This is a genomic window from Vogesella sp., from assembly GCF_046297735.1.
GTDB classification, from domain to species: Bacteria; Pseudomonadota; Gammaproteobacteria; order Burkholderiales; family Chromobacteriaceae; genus Vogesella; species Vogesella urethralis.
The window spans coordinates 432,140-448,968 of the sequence record NZ_JBKBHK010000001.1; the positions used below are offsets into that span (position 1 = coordinate 432,140).

Annotated in this window: 20 protein-coding genes; 2 read left to right on the forward strand and 18 right to left on the reverse strand. The window is 62.5% G+C overall.

Annotated elements, in window-relative coordinates:
- Window positions 1–128: 128 nt before the first annotated feature.
- Window positions 129–497, reverse strand: a complete 369-nt coding sequence (locus tag ACK4FZ_RS02005; protein WP_409818056.1) for a YkgJ family cysteine cluster protein — start codon at window positions 495–497, stop codon at window positions 129–131.
- Between the two features lie 55 nt (window positions 498–552).
- Here ACK4FZ_RS02005 and ACK4FZ_RS02010 point away from each other — a divergent pair, with 55 nt between their 5' ends.
- The gene (locus tag ACK4FZ_RS02010) at window positions 553–1,740 is read left to right on the forward strand and encodes an alkaline phosphatase family protein (RefSeq protein WP_409818057.1); all 1,188 of its coding nucleotides are present in this window, start codon (window positions 553–555) and stop codon (window positions 1,738–1,740) included.
- A gap of 12 nt (window positions 1,741–1,752) precedes the next feature.
- Here ACK4FZ_RS02010 and ACK4FZ_RS02015 read toward each other — a convergent pair whose 3' ends face one another.
- Window positions 1,753–2,679 (reverse strand): hypothetical protein, encoded by a 927-nt coding sequence (locus ACK4FZ_RS02015; RefSeq protein ID WP_409818058.1) that lies wholly within the window; start codon window positions 2,677–2,679, stop codon window positions 1,753–1,755.
- A 191-nt stretch (window positions 2,680–2,870) separates the two neighbouring features.
- Between ACK4FZ_RS02015 and ACK4FZ_RS02020 the strand changes: the two genes are divergently transcribed.
- Window positions 2,871–4,127, forward strand: a complete 1,257-nt coding sequence (locus ACK4FZ_RS02020; protein ID WP_409818059.1) for a methyl-accepting chemotaxis protein — start codon at window positions 2,871–2,873, stop codon at window positions 4,125–4,127.
- Window positions 4,128–4,234: 107 nt separating this feature from the next.
- Here the strand turns inward: ACK4FZ_RS02020 and nagZ are convergent, their stop codons facing one another.
- The 16 genes from nagZ to rpoE form a co-directional block, all read right to left on the reverse strand.
- A complete protein-coding gene (gene nagZ, locus ACK4FZ_RS02025; protein ID WP_409818060.1) occupies window positions 4,235–5,323 on the reverse strand; it encodes a beta-N-acetylhexosaminidase in 1,089 nt (362 codons plus the stop codon).
- Between the two features lie 8 nt (window positions 5,324–5,331).
- Window positions 5,332–5,727 carry a holo-ACP synthase gene (gene acpS, locus ACK4FZ_RS02030; protein WP_144371591.1) on the reverse strand — a complete coding sequence of 132 codons (396 nt, stop codon included), beginning with the start codon at window positions 5,725–5,727 and terminating at the stop codon, window positions 5,332–5,334.
- Window positions 5,727–6,458 carry a pyridoxine 5'-phosphate synthase gene (gene pdxJ, locus ACK4FZ_RS02035; protein WP_409818173.1) on the reverse strand — a complete coding sequence of 244 codons (732 nt, stop codon included), beginning with the start codon at window positions 6,456–6,458 and terminating at the stop codon, window positions 5,727–5,729. Before pdxJ ends, acpS begins: the two co-directional genes overlap by 1 nt.
- Window positions 6,458–7,213, reverse strand: a complete 756-nt coding sequence (gene recO / locus ACK4FZ_RS02040; protein ID WP_227303280.1) for a DNA repair protein RecO — start codon at window positions 7,211–7,213, stop codon at window positions 6,458–6,460. The genes pdxJ and recO overlap by 1 nt, the downstream gene beginning before the upstream one ends.
- On the reverse strand, window positions 7,194–7,547 hold the full coding sequence (locus ACK4FZ_RS02045) for an antibiotic biosynthesis monooxygenase family protein (RefSeq protein ID WP_409818061.1): 354 nt from the start codon (window positions 7,545–7,547) through the stop codon (window positions 7,194–7,196). Before ACK4FZ_RS02045 ends, recO begins: the two co-directional genes overlap by 20 nt.
- Window positions 7,548–7,566: 19 nt before the next feature.
- The gene (era, locus tag ACK4FZ_RS02050) at window positions 7,567–8,457 is read right to left on the reverse strand and encodes a GTPase Era (protein WP_409818062.1); all 891 of its coding nucleotides are present in this window, start codon (window positions 8,455–8,457) and stop codon (window positions 7,567–7,569) included.
- A 3-nt stretch (window positions 8,458–8,460) separates the two neighbouring features.
- Entirely contained in the window at window positions 8,461–9,165 is a 705-nt protein-coding gene (rnc, locus tag ACK4FZ_RS02055; protein ID WP_409818063.1) for a ribonuclease III, read from the reverse strand.
- A 4-nt stretch (window positions 9,166–9,169) separates the two neighbouring features.
- Window positions 9,170–9,538 carry a DUF4845 domain-containing protein gene (locus ACK4FZ_RS02060; RefSeq protein WP_409818064.1) on the reverse strand — a complete coding sequence of 123 codons (369 nt, stop codon included), beginning with the start codon at window positions 9,536–9,538 and terminating at the stop codon, window positions 9,170–9,172.
- 10 nt (window positions 9,539–9,548) lie between these two features.
- Window positions 9,549–10,508 (reverse strand): signal peptidase I, encoded by a 960-nt coding sequence (gene lepB / locus ACK4FZ_RS02065; protein ID WP_409818065.1) that lies wholly within the window; start codon window positions 10,506–10,508, stop codon window positions 9,549–9,551.
- On the reverse strand, window positions 10,508–12,301 hold the full coding sequence (lepA, locus tag ACK4FZ_RS02070) for a translation elongation factor 4 (protein WP_409818066.1): 1,794 nt from the start codon (window positions 12,299–12,301) through the stop codon (window positions 10,508–10,510). The genes lepB and lepA overlap by 1 nt, the downstream gene beginning before the upstream one ends.
- A 64-nt stretch (window positions 12,302–12,365) precedes the next feature.
- Window positions 12,366–12,620: a glutaredoxin family protein gene (locus tag ACK4FZ_RS02075; protein ID WP_144371582.1), complete on the reverse strand. Its 255-nt coding sequence runs from the start codon at window positions 12,618–12,620 to the stop codon at window positions 12,366–12,368.
- A complete protein-coding gene (locus ACK4FZ_RS02080) occupies window positions 12,617–14,038 on the reverse strand; it encodes a Do family serine endopeptidase (protein ID WP_409818067.1) in 1,422 nt (473 codons plus the stop codon). Before ACK4FZ_RS02080 ends, ACK4FZ_RS02075 begins: the two co-directional genes overlap by 4 nt.
- Window positions 14,020–14,490: a SoxR reducing system RseC family protein gene (locus tag ACK4FZ_RS02085; RefSeq protein WP_409818068.1), complete on the reverse strand. Its 471-nt coding sequence runs from the start codon at window positions 14,488–14,490 to the stop codon at window positions 14,020–14,022. Before ACK4FZ_RS02085 ends, ACK4FZ_RS02080 begins: the two co-directional genes overlap by 19 nt.
- A gap of 2 nt (window positions 14,491–14,492) precedes the next feature.
- Window positions 14,493–15,437, reverse strand: a complete 945-nt coding sequence (locus tag ACK4FZ_RS02090) for a MucB/RseB C-terminal domain-containing protein (RefSeq protein WP_409818069.1) — start codon at window positions 15,435–15,437, stop codon at window positions 14,493–14,495.
- Window positions 15,437–15,928: a sigma-E factor negative regulatory protein gene (locus ACK4FZ_RS02095; RefSeq protein ID WP_409818070.1), complete on the reverse strand. Its 492-nt coding sequence runs from the start codon at window positions 15,926–15,928 to the stop codon at window positions 15,437–15,439. The genes ACK4FZ_RS02090 and ACK4FZ_RS02095 overlap by 1 nt, the downstream gene beginning before the upstream one ends.
- A 4-nt stretch (window positions 15,929–15,932) precedes the next feature.
- Window positions 15,933–16,532 carry an RNA polymerase sigma factor RpoE gene (gene rpoE, locus ACK4FZ_RS02100; RefSeq protein ID WP_409818071.1) on the reverse strand — a complete coding sequence of 200 codons (600 nt, stop codon included), beginning with the start codon at window positions 16,530–16,532 and terminating at the stop codon, window positions 15,933–15,935.
- Window positions 16,533–16,829: the final 297 nt, after the last annotated feature.

Genomic DNA, 16,829 nt, shown 5'->3' on the forward strand with positions numbered 1-16,829 from the left:
CGGCTAACCACCGCGCCAAGGGCCAGCCTGATCGCGCAGCCGGCTGTTTCATGATAGTGGCACTACGCAGCAGCGTGCCAATCTTGATAAATGCTGATCGAAAACCAGCTGCACACTGCCTGCGCGGCTCACCAGCTGTCGTCTACCTTCAACCGTGGCAGACCATGGCGGGCGCGGGCACGGTTACAGGCCGCCTCGTAGATGCCGACGCTGGCCAGCGCGCCGAATTCGCGACAAGGCGACGGCCGCTGCGCGTAGATGCTGCAACTGACCGACTCACCCACCGTGCCGCACAGCGCCACGCAGCGCGGCGGCAGGCCGTTGGCGGCGCTATCGTCGGTGCCGGCCATGCGCCAGGTATTGCCCACCTCGTGCACCGCCATGTCGGCAGGCACCCCCGGGCGGCCGTCCGCGGCCAACTCGCTACGATGAAAAGACACGCGGAACGCCGAACAACAGGCGCCGCACTCGGTACAGCTCACACGCAAATCTGTCATGATGTTGGTTGCTACTGCCACTACGTCAAAACCACACTATAACTGCCCGCCCGCCATGACAGAAGCCGCCCTGCCCGCCGACCTGCTGCGCCACTGCACGCTACCCGACTACCAGCACAGCCTGGCCAACTTGGCCGCCCGCCTGCACGGCAGCACCGCCTGCCCGCCGCTGCAGCACCCGGCGCTGGACGGGCTGGAGCAGGACGAGACGGTGATCCTGCTGCTGATCGACGGCATGGGCTGCACGCAGCTGGACAGTCTGGTACCGGGCGGCTGGCTGCAGCAACAGCAAGTGGCTACCTTGCACTCGGTGTTCCCCAGCACCACCACCGCCGCCATCACCACGCTGCTCACCGGCCTGCCGCCCAGCCAGCACAGCCTGCTGGGCTGGCACGTATCGGCACCCGAAGCCGGCGGTATCGCCACGCCGCTGCCGCTGCGCTACCACTGGCAAGCAGACGACGCACAGGCGCTGGACGACGCCGCGCTGGCCAGCGCGCTGTACAGCCGGCCGTCGGCGCTGCAAGGCGGTCAGCGCCAGCATTACGTGCTGCAGCCCGAATACATCGCCGACTCGGCCTACAGCCGCCATCACGGCGGCCACGCCGAACACCGGCCGTGGCGCGACTACGCGCAGCTGTTTGCCAGCCTGCAGCAACTGGCCCGCCAGCCCGGACGCAAACTGGTGTACGCCTACATCCCCGATCTGGATTCGCTGATGCACAACAAGGGCACGCGCCACCCGCGCGCGCAAATGCTGCTGACCCGGCTGCAACAGCACTGCGCCGAGCTGGCTACCACGCTACCAGCCAGCTGCCGTGTGCTGATCACCGCCGACCACGGCCAGGCCGATATCCCGCCGCCGCGCATGCTGTTCATCAATGATTTTCCGGAATTGGCCGCCATGCTGCGCCAGCCGCTCAGCGGCGAACCGCGCGCGGCGTTTTGCCATGTGCAGCCCGGCCTGCAGCAGGCATTCCGCCACGCCGTGACGACCACGCTGGGACATGCCGCCTGGTGTTTGCCGGCGGCCGACGTGCTGGCTGCCGGCTGGTTCGGCCCGCCACCGGCACACCCGCTGTTGGCCGCACGCTGTGGTGACTTCCTGCTACTGATGAAAGAAGACTGGGGAATCTTGCAGACGGTGGGCGACGAGAAACGCCCGGCCTTGTTGGGCAATCACGGCGGCCTGGCCGCCGCCGAGATGCAGATTCCGCTGATTGTGGCCCGTGGCGCCGCCTGACGCAACGCGGGCCTACGCTATTGCCGGCCAGCGCGCCAGCCACTCGCGCAGGTCTTGTCGGCTGAGGCTGGCGGCAAATATCACCCGCTGCCGCTTTTGCAGATAGCCCAGCGCCACGTCGGCGTAGTCCAGCTGCTGGCCGCCCTCGTCGGGGTTCAGTACCACCCCCATGCGGTCCACCCAGGCGGTTTGCAGGCTGGCCTGTACCACCTGTTCCGGCGCCTCCACCACCTTGCGCAACAAGCCCAGTTTGCCTTCCAGGCTGGCCACTACCTGCAGGTTTTGCAGTTGCTGCTCTACCTCGGCCAGCCGCACCGCCATCTGTTCGTGGTTCATGCTGCCGTGCAAGTTCAACGCCTCGGCGTTCAGCACATTAGTACGGTTGCCCAGCTGCAACTGCAGCGCCTTGCGCTCTACGTCCAGCATGCGGCGCTGCGCCTCGGCGTCGGACAGGTTGGCCGCCAGGCTGGCACACAAGGCTTGATAGGCCTGCTGCCGGCAATCATCCACCAATTCCTTGCGCGCGGCAGTGGCGGCAATGATGCGGTGACGCGAAAAGCTCAACACCTGCTGCGGCACATCGTGACGCACGCTGCCGTCAGGTAGCAGCTGGCTACCCAGACGGGTATCTTCGTGACGCTGCATCACCAGCATCAGCTGCATCTGCTCGCTGCTGCGCGGGCTGGACAGGTAGTCCTGCAACGGCTGACTGGCACGCAGGCTATCGCATAAGGTCTGCGGCGACGCAAACAGCAGGCCCACACGACGGTCGCTGCTGTAGCCGGCCGGGCTAAGGTCCAGCGCTGGCGGCAACAATGCCCCGATGTCATCAATGCGCTCCAGCACGCTACGCACCCCTCTGCGCAACTGGCGCCGCCCGGTAGGCAGCAGCTTCAGCCGCGGCTCCACCTGCTGGATCAGCAAGTCGACGGCGCTCATGACGTCTGCGTTAGCAAAACGGCGACTACCCGGGTTGAACAAACGGGCAAAAACACTGTGCATATTCAAAATACCTGATCGATGCAGTTTAAAACCATACTGCTTAAAGGGTATACTTCAGTCATAAGCAAATCATGTAAGAAAACAAGCGGCAAGCAGGCCGCCAGTCGCCCCCTTGCCACGGAAACCTCATGAAAGCCACCCTGTTCCGTCTGATCGCCCCCGCGCTTGCGCCTTTGCTGATTATTCCCTTACTGGCGCTACTGTTACCTGCCCAACCCTACAGCGCACTACTCGCCAGTCTGCTGACCGGCAGTTCCGTATTGGCAGTACTCGGCTGGCGCATACACAAGCACTTCATCCGCCCGGCACGTATTTTCCGCCGTCACCTGGCGTGGCTGGGAGAGGAACCGATCGACTTCAGCAAAAAGCTGGACTTGGCCACCAGCGCCGACTGGGAAGGCTGCAGCCAGCACTTTAACGCGCTACTCAAGGAACTGGACGACATTTTTACCCAGGTACTGGGCTCCAGTGCGCGGCTGATTCCCATGTCGCAAGAGTTGACCGACACCTACAGCGCCATTCTGCAAAAAAACCTGCTGCAAGCCAGCCATGGTGAAGTACTGATTGGCGCCATCTCACGCATGATCGAGCAAGCCGAGCGCCTGCGTGTGGACCTGGAGCAAATCACGGCTGCGGCACAACAGGCTGGCCACGACATGAATGAAAGCCGCGACGCCACGCTGATCGTGATCAATGGCGTGACCGAGGTTGCCAGCCTGCTGGAGGAGGCCACCCGCGACGTACGGGCGCTGTCCACCGCCTCCGGCAGCATTGGCGGCATTCTGGCCTCGATCAAGGACATTGCAGACCAGACCAACCTGCTGGCGCTGAACGCCGCCATCGAAGCCGCCCGCGCCGGCGAAAGCGGCCGCGGCTTTGCCGTGGTGGCCGACGAGGTGCGCAAGCTGGCGCACCGCACGCAGGAAGCCACCCAGCAGGTGCAGAACATCATGAGCGACATCCAGCGCGGTACCGACAAGGTAGTGGGCGCCATGAGCGTCTCGCTGGAACGCGCCGGCTTTGCCGCCACCCACGCCGACACCTCGCGCGACAAGCTGGACAACATCACTCGCGCCATCGGCGACATCAATGCCTCAGCCAGCGAAATCGGCGATGCCGTGGCACAGCAAGCACAGGCGGTGCACGATTCCAAATCGTCCGGCGACATCCTGATCCAGCTGAACCAGGATGCATTGGCCTGCAGCCGCATCCACGCGGTATCCCCCGACGACCTGCGCAACCTGGGCGAAAAACTGCGCACCTCGCTGAGCCGCCTGCACATGCACGACAAACCATGGAACGACCAGCGCCGCACCCGCGCCCGCGCCAGCGAGCTGCAACTGAACGCCGGCAGCAGCAACGATGGCGATATCGAGCTGTTCTGACCCGCGCCAGCGTACTACCGACGAAAAACCCCCGCTTGTGTAGCGGGGGTTTTTCATCTGCTGATGGCAGGAAGCGGGCAGCAGCCGATAGCAGACAGGTAGCGCGCTTAATGCGCCTCGCCCACCTGCGGCGCGGCGGCCAGTTGCTGCGGCGGCACGGCCAGCGCACCGACGCGGGCGGCAATAGCGGCAAAGTCGCTACCCGCTACCCGTACTGCCCACTCGGCCGCCGTACCCTGCCCGGCCATCGCCTGCAGGCGCTGCGCCAGCTGCGGCTGCGCCGGTGCGGCCAACCTGGCCAGCAAGTCGTCTACCAGCTCGGGGCGATTGCACACCAGGGCCATATCGCAACCGGCTGCAAACGCGCGCCCGGCACGGGCCACGATATCGCCGGCACCGGCGGCGCCTTCCATGGTCAGGTCGTCGCTGAAAATGGTGCCGTCAAAGCCCAACTCGCCACGCAGGATGTCCTGCAGCCAGATGCGCGAGAAACCGGCCGAGGTGTCGTCCACTTGCGGGTAGATCACGTGCGCCGGCATCACCGCCTTCATGCCGCTGGCGGCCAGGGCGGCAAACGGTTTCAGGTCGGCAGCGCGGATATCGTCCAGGCTGCGCGGGTCTTGCGGCATGGCGACATGGGTGTCGCCCTCGACAAAACCGTGACCGGGGAAGTGCTTGCCACAGCTGCCCATGCCGCCACGATTCAGACCACGCTGCAGCGCGCTGGCCAGCGCGATCACCACCGCCGGGTCGCCGTGGAAGCTGCGGTTGCCGATGACGGCGCAGTGCTGCCAGTCCAGGTCCAGCACCGGGGTGAAGCTGAGGTCCACGCCGCAAGCGCGCAGCTCGGCCGCCAGCACGTAGCCGGTTTCCTCGGCTGCCGCTTCGGCCACCGCCTGGCCTTGCGCGTCCCACAGCTCGCCCAGCACCCGCATCGGCGGCAGGCGGGTAAAGCCGGCCAGGAAGCGCTGCACGCGGCCACCTTCGTGATCGACGGCAATCAGCAGCTCGGGCTGGCGCAGCGCGCGGATCTCGGCGGTCAGCGCCTTCAGCTGCTCGACACTGTCGAAGTTGCGGCGGAACAGGATAACGCCGCCCACCAGCGGGTGACACAGGCGTTGTTTTTCGTCGTCGCTGAGGCGGAAGCCGGCAACGTCGGCCATCACCGGGCCGCGCGGCAGAGAAAGTTGAGTCATGGTGCCACTCAAAGGTTGGCCGCAAGGCCGGTTTCACACACCACAAAAGCTAGTGCGTGCTCGGCCTCGTCGGTAATCGACAAATGCACGCGGCTGATGCCGCGCTCGCGCAGAAACGCATGCAGCGCATCGTCAAAGGCAAACATCGGCTTGCCCAGCGCGTCGTGGCTGACGGCGATGGCGGTCAGCAGCACCGGCTCGCGCACGCCGGTGCCCAGCGCCTTGGCCAGCGCCTCTTTGGCGGCAAAGCGCTTGGCCAGCAGCCGCGCCGGGTTGGCCGCTGCGGCCAACTCGTCCTGCTCTACCGGCGCCAGCAAGCGGCGGCCGGCACGCAGGCCCCAGCGGTCCAGCATGGCCTGAAAGCGCGCGATGCGCGCCATGTCGGTGCCGATGCCGTAAATCATTACAGCCCCTGGCGGCCTTCGATCATCAGCGCCTTCATTTCGCGCACGGCGGCGGCAAAGCCCACCATCAGCGCATGGCTGACCAGGGCGTGGCCGATGTTCAGCTCGGCGATTTCCGGAATGGCGGCGATCGGCTTCACGTTATGGTAGTTCAGGCCGTGGCCGGCATTCACCACCATGCCCAGGTGGTCGCCAAACACGGCGGCTTCGCGGATGCGCGCCAGCTCGGCTTGCTGCGCGTCGTGCTGGAAGTCGGCGTGGGCGTAGGCGCCGGTGTGCAGCTCGATCACGCGGGCGCCGGCGTCCCAGGCAGCCTGGATCTGCTTGATGTCCGGGTCGATGAAGATGGACACACGAATGCCGGCGTCGGTCAGCTGGCGGGTAAACTCGCGCACTTCGTCAAAGTAGCGGATGACGTCGAGGCCGCCTTCGGTGGTGACTTCCTCGCGCTTTTCCGGCACCAGGCACACGTCTTCCGGCTTCACGCGCAGCGCGTTGGCCAGCATTTCGTCGGTGAGTGCCATTTCCAGGTTCATGCGCGTCTTGATGGTGGCGCGCATGGCGTCCACGTCGTGGTCCTGGATGTGGCGGCGGTCTTCGCGCAGATGCAGGGTGATCAGGTCGGCACCGCTGGATTCGGCCACCAGGGCCGCTTCGATCGGGCTGGGGAAACGGGTGCCACGCGCCTGGCGCAGGGTGGCAACGTGGTCGATATTGACGCCTAGCAGAATCATGATGGTCTCCGGCTGGGAGCGCTGTCTTCTTGCAGCGCGTAGAGCGTGGTTAACAGTTCGCGGGTGGCCAGCGGTTCTGGCCCCAGCAATTCATCCAGATACAAGCGCAGCAGGCCGCGTACGTCGCGGCGGCTATGCGGCAGGGAAAAGTCGGCAACGGCCAGGGCCAGCAGGCTGGCGCCCGCCACCACCAGCTGGCGCGGGCCAGCATCGGGCACGGCCACGCGCTGCGGCAGCTCGCCGAAACGGCACAGGTAATAGGCGTCCGGCTGCAGCGGCTGGCCGGCGGCATCCTCGCTGCACGGCGGGGTATAGCCCAGCACCGTCAGCAGGTTCAGCTCGAAACGGCGCAACACGTCGGGCAGGCTGTCGCTGCGCGCCATGCCGCGCACAGTGCGGTCGTACAGCTGGAACAGCTCGGGGGACGGGTCGTCGCGCGGCGACAGGCGCAGCAGCAACTCATTGAGGTAAAAACCGCACACCAGGCGCTGGCCGGCAAACTGCGGTACGCCGCCGCGCCAGTCTACCGTGTGCAGCGTGCGCAGCTCGCCCTTGCCGAACCAGGCCAGCTGCAGCGGCTGGAACGGCAACAGTTGGCCGCGCAGGTCAGAACGCGGGCGGCGCGCCCCGCGTGCCACCAGCGTGAAACGGCCGTGGTCGCGGCTGAGCACTTCCACCAGCAGGCTGGTTTCGCGGTATGGCTGGGTGTGCAGCACGTAGGCCGGCTGGCGATCAACCTTGACCTGGCGCATCGCTGGCGGGCTTGTCCCACAGGTGGTCGCGGCCAACATAGGCCACGCGGGTAGCAAAGCAGGCGTACCAGCGGTCGAAACCGGCGGCAATCGCCACCCGGTGTCCGGCGTGGGCACGCCAGGCGGCGATGTCGGCCTCGCTTTGCCAGTACGACACGGTAATGCCAAAGCCGTCGCTGCCGCGGGCGCTTTCGGCGCCCAGATAGCCGGGCTGTTCGGCGGCCAGCGCCACCATCTGCTCGGCGGTCACGCCGTAGCCTTCGCCATCGGCAGCGGTACGCTGATTGCTGAAAATCACGGCCCAATAGGGCGGCGCGGGGGTACGGGCAAGCATGCGGCCAACCTCTGCGGGGTTATTCCAGACCGAAATCGCGCAGGAAGCGCACGTCGTCGGCCCAGCCGGATTTCACTTTCACCCACACTTCCAGGAACACTTTGCAGTCGAACAGCTGCTCCATGTCAAGGCGGGCTTCGGTGGAGATTTTCTTCAGTTTCTCGCCACCGCGACCGATGACGATGGGCTTCTGCCCTTCCTTGTCTACCAGCACGGCCACGTAGATGCGGAACATGCTGCCTTCCACCTGGAACGACTCCACCTCTACGTTCATTTCGTACGGCAGCTCTTCGCCCAGGTAGCGGAACAGTTTTTCGCGCACGATCTCGCCAGCCAGGAAGCGCTGGGTCTTGTCGGTCACCATGTCTTCCGGGTACAGCGGTACCGACTCGGGCAGATGCGGGCGTACCTGGTCCAGCAGCTCGGCCAGACGCTGGCTGTGCTTGGCGCTGACCACTTCCACACCGGCAAAGTCGAACTCGGCGCGCACTTCTTCGATAAACGCGGACAGCAGCAGGCGGTCTTTGGCCTTGTCCAGCTTGTTCACCACCAGCAGTACCGGCGTGTTCTTCGGCAGCAGCGCCATCACTTCGCGGTCGGCGCCGGTAAAGCGCATCGCTTCCAGCACGAACAGTACGCAGTCCACGCTGCCCAGCGTGTCTTTCACGCTCTTGTTCAGCGTTTCGTTCAGCGCGCCTTTGTGGAAGGTCTGGAAACCCGGGGTATCGACAAACACGAACTGCGCGCCCGGCTCGGTATGGATACCATTAACGCGGTGGCGCGTGGTTTGTGCTTTTTTGGAGGTGATGCTGATCTTCTGGCCGATGAGGTGGTTCATCAGGGTGGACTTGCCCACGTTGGGGCGCCCGACGATGGCCACAAAGCCGCAGCGATGGTTGATGTCGTTCATGGTTTATTTCTTGCCAGCGGCAAAACGTTGTTCAAGCAGCAACAGTGCCGCATCGGCGGCCTGCTGCTCGGCACCGCGACGGCTGTTGCCCTCGCCGGTGGTGATGATGTTGAGCTCGGCCAGGTCGCACTGCACGCGGAAGCTCTGCTCGTGCGCCTCGCCGCTTTGCGACAGGATGCTGTAGCGCGGCAGCGTGTAACGGCGTGCCTGCAACGCTTCCTGCAGCCGCGTCTTGGCGTCCTTGGCGTGCTTGGTGGGGTCGATCGCCGCCACGCGCTCGGTGTACAGGCGGCGTACCACCTGCTCGGCGGCCATGAAATCGGCGTCGAAGCTGATGGCGGCAAAGGTGGCTTCCAGTGCGTCGGCCAGAATGGACGGCCGGTTGTAACCGCCGCTTTTCAGCTCGCCTTCGCCCAGGTACAGGTAGTCGCCCAGTTTCAGCGCGGTGGCCAACTCGGCCAGCGTGTTCTGGTTGACCAGGTTGGCACGCAAGCGCGATAGCTCGCCTTCGCTGAGTTTGGGGAAACGGTCGAATAGCATGCGCGCTACGGTGTAGTTGAGGATGCTGTCGCCGATGAACTCGAAACGTTCATTATTGGGTGTGCCAAAGCTGCGGTGCGTCAATGCCTGGCGCAGCAGCTCGGGTTGCCGAAAAAAATAATCCAGCGCCTGGGACAGGCGCCGGAAACGGGTGTCTTGGTTGCTCACGGTGTTATTGTGTGTCTTTCAGGACAGGGGTACCTGCCTGGTATTCGAAGTCAAAAACCAGCTTGATGCCCTTCTTCAGCGGCACCTCGCGGCTGTAGCGAACGCCGACGCCCAGCACGCTGGGGCTGGAGACGATCACCAGATCTTGTGCCTTGACCGAGACGATGTCCTGAATAATGGCACGATTACTGAAATCTCGGCGCAGCTCATAGTCAGACTTGCCGGTCTGGCTGGCCAAAGTGTCCAGCGTGTCCTTCAAAGCATAGTACTCGGAATACACCGGTATGATCTTGAGGAACATCAGTACCACGGTAGCAGCCACGATGGCCATGGCCATCACCACCAGCAGGGAAAAACCGCGCTGACTACGCATGTTGTGCTCCTTACTCGATGCGGGTGCCGATGCGGCCCAGATCACCAAAGTTCATCCACACCAGGAAAGCCTTGCCTACCAGCAGGCGATCTTCGACAAAACCCCAGTAGCGGCTGTCTTCGCTGTTATCGCGGTTATCACCCATCACAAAGTACTGGCCAGCCGGTACCTTGCAGCTGAAACCATTCTCGGCATACTGGCAATTTTCACGACCGGCAAACTGACGCACGCCCTGCGGCAAGTAAGATGGTGCTTCAGGCACGACCAGGGTAGCAAACGAATGGCCCTCGATGGTTTCGCGGTACTGCTGCGTTTGCACCATCATCAGGTTCTTTTCTACGTACTGGTGCTCCCCTTCGCTGACATGAGCCACCAGCTTGCCGTTGATCGACAGCTGCTTGCCTTGATAGCTCACCACATCGCCTGGCAGACCCACGACGCGTTTGATGAAATTGACCTTTTCATCTTCAGGGTAGTTGAACACCACCACGTCACCATGCTGCACCTGGCCTACTGGTAGCAGCACATTGTTGGCCACCGGCAGGCGGATGCCATAGCTGAACTTGTTGACCAGAATGAAGTCGCCGACGATCAAGCCGGGGCGCATGGAACTGGACGGAATCTGGAATGGTTCGACCACAAAAGAACGCAGCAGGAACACCACCGCGATGATCGGGAAGAACCCGCGCGGGAAGTCGATGTAGTGTGGCACTTCTGCGTCGGCAGCACGGCGGCGGGCCAGCATGAACTTGTCCAGCGCCCAGATGGCGCCGGTAACCAGCACGATGATCAGCATCACCGCCGAGAAGGTCATGTAACCCGACAGCAGGCCGAAGCAGCCGCCCAGCAGACCCAGGTAGCCCCACTCCACCGCCGACGACTTGACGCCGACTTGCTTCGGGGAAAACAGGATCAGCAGCACGCCAACAATAGCCAGTACCGACCACAACCACACCAGATTCGAACCCATTATTTGTCCCCGACTTGCAGAATGGCCAGGAAGGCTTCTTGCGGAATCTCCACGTTGCCCACCTGCTTCATGCGCTTCTTACCGGCTTTCTGTTTTTCCAGCAGCTTTTTCTTACGCGTGATATCGCCGCCGTAACACTTGGCCAGCACGTTCTTGCGCAGCGCTTTCACGGTTTCGCGGGCGATGATGTGGCCACCGATGGCGGCCTGCACCGCGATGTCGAACATCTGGCGCGGGATCAGCTCGCGCATCTTGGACACCAGTTCGCGGCCACGGTACACGCTGGAGGCACGGTGCACGATCAGGCTCAGTGCATCCACTTTTTCGCCATTGACCAGCACGTCCAGTTTCACCAGGTCGGCGCTCTGGAATTCCTTGAACTCGTAGTCCAGCGAGGCGTAGCCACGGCTGGTGGACTTCAGTTTGTCGAAGAAATCCATCACCACTTCGTTCATCGGCAGATCGTAGGTCAGCATTACCTGACGGCCCATGTACTGCATGTTGCGCTGTACGCCGCGCTTGTTGTTGCACAGCGTCATCACCGAGCCGACGTAGTCCTGCGGTACCAGGATGGTGGCGGTGATGATGGGCTCGCGCAGCTCTTCGTACTTGCCGCCTTCCGGCATGCGCGACGGGTTGGACACCACTTCGACGGTACCGTCTTTCATCACCACTTCGTAGTTCACCGTCGGTGCGGTGGTGATCAGGTCCATGTCGAACTCGCGTTCCAGACGCTCTTGCACGATTTCCAGGTGCAACAGGCCCAGGAAGCCGCAACGGAAGCCGAAGCCGAGCGCTTGGGATACTTCCGGTTCGAACTTCAGCGAGGCGTCGTTCAGCTGCAGTTTTTCCAGTGCATCACGCAGCGCTTCGTAGTCGTGGCTTTCCACCGGGTACAGGCCGGCGAATACCTGCGACTGTACTTCCTTGAAGCCCGGCAGCGCGTCGGTAGCCGGTTTGGCGGCCAGGGTGATGGTGTCGCCCACTTTGGCCGATTTCAGTTCTTTGATACCGGCAATGACGAAACCCACTTCGCCGGCGTTCAGCTCACTGCGCTGTACCGATTTCGGTGTGAATACCCCCACCTGTTCGCACAGGTGTTCGGCCTGGGTGGCCATGAACTTGATCTTGTCTTTCGGCTTCAGCTGACCGTCGATGACGCGCACCAGCATCACCACGCCGACGTAGTTGTCGAACCAGGAGTCGATGATCAGCGCTTTCAGCGGCGCGTCCGGGTTGCCTTCCGGCGGCGGAATCTTGTTGACCACGGTTTCGAGGATGTCCTCGATACCGATGCCGGACTTGGCCGAAGCACGCACGGCGTCGATGGCTTCGATACCGATGATGTCTTCGATCTCCTGGCTGACGCGCTCGGGGTCGGCGGCCGGCAGGTCGATCTTGTTCAGTACCGGCACCACTTCCACGCCCAGCTCGATGGCGGTGTAGCAGTTGGCCACGGTTTGCGCTTCCACGCCCTGGGACGCGTCCACTACCAGCAGCGCGCCTTCGCAGGCGGACAGCGAGCGCGACACTTCGTAAGAGAAGTCCACGTGGCCGGGGGTGTCGATCAGGTTCAGGTTGTAAATCTGGCCGTCGCGCGCCTTGTATTGCAAGGCCGCGGTTTGCGCCTTGATGGTAATGCCACGCTCTTTTTCGATATCCATCGAATCGAGCACCTGCGCGCTCATTTCACGCAGTTCCAGACCGCCACAAAACTGGATAAAGCGGTCTGCCAGGGTCGACTTGCCGTGGTCAATGTGGGCAATGATCGAAAAATTTCGGATATGTTTCATCGGAATCCAGCAAAAATTAAGGGCACCGGAGCGTGCCCTTGCGTATTCAACACTGGCGCGGATTTTAGCCGATTTCGCCGCTATGTGCAGCCAGTGTTGCGGCCAACTTGGCCTCGTCGAGGTGCCAGTGGCAGATTTGCGTATCCCCGTCCATCAGCACCGGCACCAGTTCGTTGTACCGGGCTTCCAGCTCGGGGTCGGCATCGACATCCACCACCTGGATGTCGAAACCGTACTGCTGGCGCAACGGCTGCAGCTGCGCCAGCATCTGGTGGCACAGGCTGCAGTAGTCACGAAAATAAAGCGTCAAGGTTTTCAAGGCGTGTTCTTCTCGGGTTTCAGGGCAATGAACAATGGCGCACCATCGCGCAGTACACGCAGGGCCAGTACGTCGCCCGGCTTCACCGCCTGAATGGCCTGCACCAGCTGGCGGGCATTCTGCAGCTCTTCGCCGGCCACGCCAACAATGATGTCACCTTGCTGCAGGCCGGCCTTCATCGCCGGGCCGCGCGCGCTGCGCACCGCCAGGCCGAAACGCACGCCCAGTTTCTGCAACACGGCAGGCGGTACGGCTTGCAGCGCCAGGCCGGTACTGGTGCCCACTTCTTCCTGCTCGCCTTGCTTGCCCTTGTAGGCGCGCTCGGCGGTACGCGGGTCTTCGTCCTGCATTTCGGCGGTCACCAGGCTCACTTTCACCGCTGCGCGGTTGCGCCATACGGTCAGCTCGATGCGGCTACCGGGACGCACGCTTCCCAACAAACGCGGCAGATCTTCGCTCTTGTCCACCGCCTGGTTACCTACTTGGAGCACAACGTCGCCAGCACGAATACCCGCCTTGCCGGCCGGGCCATCTTTGTCTACCGAGGTAATCAACGAGCCCTTGGCCTGCGTCATACCAAACGATGCGGCCAGCTCTTTGCTGACATCCTGGATCGATACGCCGATACGGCTGCGACTGACCTTACCGTCTTTCTTCAATTGCTCGGCCACTTCCAACGCCACGTCGATGGGAATGGCAAACGAAATGCCCATGAAGCCGCCAGAACGGCTGTAAATCTGCGAATTGATGCCGACCACCTCACCCTTCAGGTTGAACAGCGGGCCGCCGGAGTTGCCTGGGTTGACCGCAGCGTCGGTCTGGATGAACGGCACGTAAGACTCATCCGGCAGATGACGGCCCTTGGCCGACACGATGCCGGAGGTAACGGTGTTCTCGAAACCGAATGGCGAGCCGATAGCCAACACCCACTCGCCTACTTTCAACTGATCCACTTTGCCCAGCTTGACTGCCGGCAGGCCGGTAGCGTCGATCTTGATCAGCGCCACATCGGTACGCGCGTCGGACCCCACTACCTTGGCCTTGAATTCGCGCTTGTCACCCAGCGTCACGATCATCTCGTCGGCGTCGGCAATCACGTGTGCATTGGTCAGCACATAGCCGTCGGACGACAGAATGAAGCCAGAACCCATGCCGCCGGCGCGGTATTCACGCAACTGCGGCGGAGCAAAACGGCGGAAAAATTCGGCAAAGGGGTCGTTTTCCATGCCTTGCGGCACGTTACGCACCACTTCGCGCACGGTCTGTACGGTACGGATGTTCACCACGGCACGGCCCTGGTCTTCTACCAGCTGGGTGAAGTCGGGCAGCGCCAGCTGCGGGGCCGCCATCAGCGGGGCAGAGCCGGCCAGCAGGCCGGCTACCATCATGGACGAGACAATCAGCTTCTTGATCGGCATGTTCTGACAAACTCCATGGCTACAGTGACATCAACGCGGCGGGCAATATGCGGCTGAAAGCGGAGGTTGGCCGCCAGCCTGCGCCCCATCAGGCGCACCAAACCGAAACACAACAACAGGGCGAACACACCAGCCGTGACGGCAGCAGGCTCACCCCAAGGGGACGCCAAACCAGCCCCCAGCATCAGGGCCAGCACTGGCAACAGATAAAGCAGAAAGGCACTACGCAGCAGGCTTTTCTCAGGCACCGCGATCATGACTTTATCGCCAGGTGCTACGCCCAGTGGGTCCAGCACGCGAAAACGCGGCTCTCGCAAGACAAACATGCGCGCCAACTGCAAAGAGCGACAGCCGTGCACCGGGTCGCACTGGCCACACGGTGAGTGCGGCCGGGGGGCAACCCAAGCATGGCCGGGCTCGACAGAAAGCACACTGGCTTCGGTTTCGATCATGCTCAACGCGGCGTCAGGCGCACGCTCTTGAGGATGGCCTGCAAACCGGCCTCGGGCAGGTCACCCACCACGGTCAGCAGCTGTTCTCCACTTTGGCGCGACATCACGCCAATGCCGTTATGTGCAGAGGAGGCCGGGTGATTAACCCCTTCGCCACTGGCCGTTTCGACAAAAAGCGATACTTTGGCAAAGCCATCGGAGAACACATAGTGCTGTACCGCCTTGTCGTGGCCAGGCATGGCACGATTAACAAAGCGCACCATGCGGAAACCTGCGGGCAAACCCTTGATATCGTGCACCGGCTGCATGCCCTGCTGCACAGCGCCCAGCTTGCCTAATGCCAAGCTCTGCTTGTAGCGCGGTTTCAGCTGGGCTTTATCCTTTACGCCACCAAGCTGCAGCTCGGTGAAAGCAAACTGCTCTATCACCTCACCCTTGCTGCCGGCAGTCACCACCCTTAGCGGCAACGCGGTTTGCGGGTCGATACAGAAGCGCTGGGTATAGCGCGAGGCCAGATCGCGCGGCTTGAGCACCAGCCACTGGCAATCACGCTGCGCCACCCGGTCGTTACCGGCACGGCTTAGCACATAACCCTGCGCCAGCTCGGCAGTGTCTTCCGGCAGCAAGGCCGGAAACAGCTTGATGGCACTGAGTTTGGCGGCATTCAACGCCTTGGCGTCCGGCGCGTAGCAGGTCAGCTCGTTACCGACACGCACAATCTCGCGCGGCATACCGTCCAGAGACTCGCGACGTTCGCGCACCACCGCACCATCCTGCATGCGCTGGATACGGAAGGTCTCCAGCTCGCTGCCCACCTGGTGCAGATAAGTAGCCGTAAGCGGCAAGTTGGCCGCCGCTTGGGCGGCCTTCTCCAGCGTGGCCCAGTCGTCGTCCGCCACGGCAGCCAACGGCAGAGCCAGCAAAACACAGGCTGCAGTTACACGCATCAATGCAAACCTTTCGACGCGGGTTGCACTAGGCTGGCGCGAGCCAGACCATCCCCTGCGCTGATATCCTGATGCGCATCGAGATAGGACTGATTGGCCGCATTCACCACCTGCACCTGGGCGCTGGGGGTAGGCACGGCTTGCGCCATCAGCGCCGGGTCGGTCGCGCGCTGGCCTTGCCAGCCGTACCAGCCCACCACACCCGCCATCGCTACCGAAGCAGCCAGCGCGAAACGCGCCACCGGGCGGCTGCGCTTTTGCACCAGGTTACGTGGCGCCAACACGGTAGGTTCCGCCTGCAAAGCAAGCGATACCGGCTGTCGTACGTCAACGTGCAAGGCAGCGTTGCCGCGCAGCGCATCGCCAATCAGGTGATATTCCTGCCAGGCCGCTTTCAGCTCGTCGTCGCCTTCCAGCACTTGCAGGGCGCGGGCGGCGTCCTTGTCGCCCAGTTCGCCATCCATCAGGGAAGATAGGGTCTCTTTCATCATCTGCTCACCATCTCTTGTTCTTGGCTGTATCCAGCAAAGGACGCAACTCGGTCGCGATCGCTTCGCGCGCACGGAAGATCCGCGAACGCACCGTGCCTATTGGGCAATTCATTACGATGGCAATTTCCTCGTAGCTCAACCCTTCCATCTCGCGAAGGGTAATCGCCGTACGCAACTCTTCTGGCAAACGCTCCACCGCCGCATTCACGGCCGCGAGAATCTGCTGATTCATCATTTCGGCTTCGGGGGTGTGGTGATCGGGAATCTGGCTTGCCATGTCCAGACTCTCGCCATCCTCATCCTCGAACTCCGCACTGACGACCGGCCGCCGGCCGGCAGAAGTCAGGAAATTTTTTGCCGTATTGATGCCAATACGGTACAGCCAGGTATAAAACGCACTCTCGCCCCGAAACGAAGGCAGTGCGCGATAGGCTTTGACAAACGCCTCTTGCGTCACGTCTTCGATATCGGCCGAGTCGCGTATGAAGCGCGACAACAGGCGCGACAATCGCCGCTGATACTTCGACACCAGCAAGTCGAAGGCGCGCTTTTCACCACGCTGCGCCCGCTCGACCAACTGCTGATCGAGTTCACGATCACTCATCGTTAACATTTTCTCCCTGATTCGCCCTGCTTGATTTTGTAAGTGCCGGCTGGTGCCGCTGCAGGTCTCAGCTATGACCCGGCACCTGCAAAATAAGTTCAACGTCGCGCACACAGGCCTGCGCAGATGCGCAGCTTATATAACAGATGCGTCCACAACGCATTGTTTCAAGATGTGGCATGCCGGATTGCCACACCCTGGCGCACGAACGCCGATTGTTCGACAGAAAATCGTTTACCAAAAAACCAAGCACTTGCTAGAATGCCTCTCACATCCCCCAGAACAAGAGCAGGAGAA

Bases quoted from the DNA above. Each gene is read 5' to 3' on its own strand.
- ACK4FZ_RS02005 (WP_409818056.1), bottom strand. From the start codon at position 497: ATGACAGATTTGCGTGTGAGCTGTACCGAGTGCGGCGCCTGTTGTTCG.
- ACK4FZ_RS02010 (WP_409818057.1), top strand. From the start codon at position 553: ATGACAGAAGCCGCCCTGCCCGCCGACCTGCTGCGCCACTGCACGCTA.
- ACK4FZ_RS02015 (WP_409818058.1), bottom strand. From the start codon at position 2,679: ATGAGCGCCGTCGACTTGCTGATCCAGCAGGTGGAGCCGCGGCTGAAG.
- ACK4FZ_RS02020 (WP_409818059.1), top strand. From the start codon at position 2,871: ATGAAAGCCACCCTGTTCCGTCTGATCGCCCCCGCGCTTGCGCCTTTG.
- nagZ (WP_409818060.1), bottom strand. From the start codon at position 5,323: ATGACTCAACTTTCTCTGCCGCGCGGCCCGGTGATGGCCGACGTTGCC.
- acpS (WP_144371591.1), bottom strand. From the start codon at position 5,727: ATGATTTACGGCATCGGCACCGACATGGCGCGCATCGCGCGCTTTCAG.
- recO (WP_227303280.1), bottom strand. From the start codon at position 7,213: ATGCGCCAGGTCAAGGTTGATCGCCAGCCGGCCTACGTGCTGCACACC.
- ACK4FZ_RS02045 (WP_409818061.1), bottom strand. From the start codon at position 7,547: ATGCTTGCCCGTACCCCCGCGCCGCCCTATTGGGCCGTGATTTTCAGC.
- era (WP_409818062.1), bottom strand. From the start codon at position 8,457: ATGAACGACATCAACCATCGCTGCGGCTTTGTGGCCATCGTCGGGCGC.
- ACK4FZ_RS02060 (WP_409818064.1), bottom strand. From the start codon at position 9,538: ATGCGTAGTCAGCGCGGTTTTTCCCTGCTGGTGGTGATGGCCATGGCC.
- lepB (WP_409818065.1), bottom strand. From the start codon at position 10,508: ATGGGTTCGAATCTGGTGTGGTTGTGGTCGGTACTGGCTATTGTTGGC.
- lepA (WP_409818066.1), bottom strand. From the start codon at position 12,301: ATGAAACATATCCGAAATTTTTCGATCATTGCCCACATTGACCACGGC.
- ACK4FZ_RS02080 (WP_409818067.1), bottom strand. From the start codon at position 14,038: ATGCCGATCAAGAAGCTGATTGTCTCGTCCATGATGGTAGCCGGCCTG.
- ACK4FZ_RS02085 (WP_409818068.1), bottom strand. From the start codon at position 14,490: ATGATCGAAACCGAAGCCAGTGTGCTTTCTGTCGAGCCCGGCCATGCT.
- ACK4FZ_RS02090 (WP_409818069.1), bottom strand. From the start codon at position 15,437: ATGCGTGTAACTGCAGCCTGTGTTTTGCTGGCTCTGCCGTTGGCTGCC.
- ACK4FZ_RS02095 (WP_409818070.1), bottom strand. From the start codon at position 15,928: ATGATGAAAGAGACCCTATCTTCCCTGATGGATGGCGAACTGGGCGAC.
- rpoE (WP_409818071.1), bottom strand. From the start codon at position 16,532: ATGAGTGATCGTGAACTCGATCAGCAGTTGGTCGAGCGGGCGCAGCGT.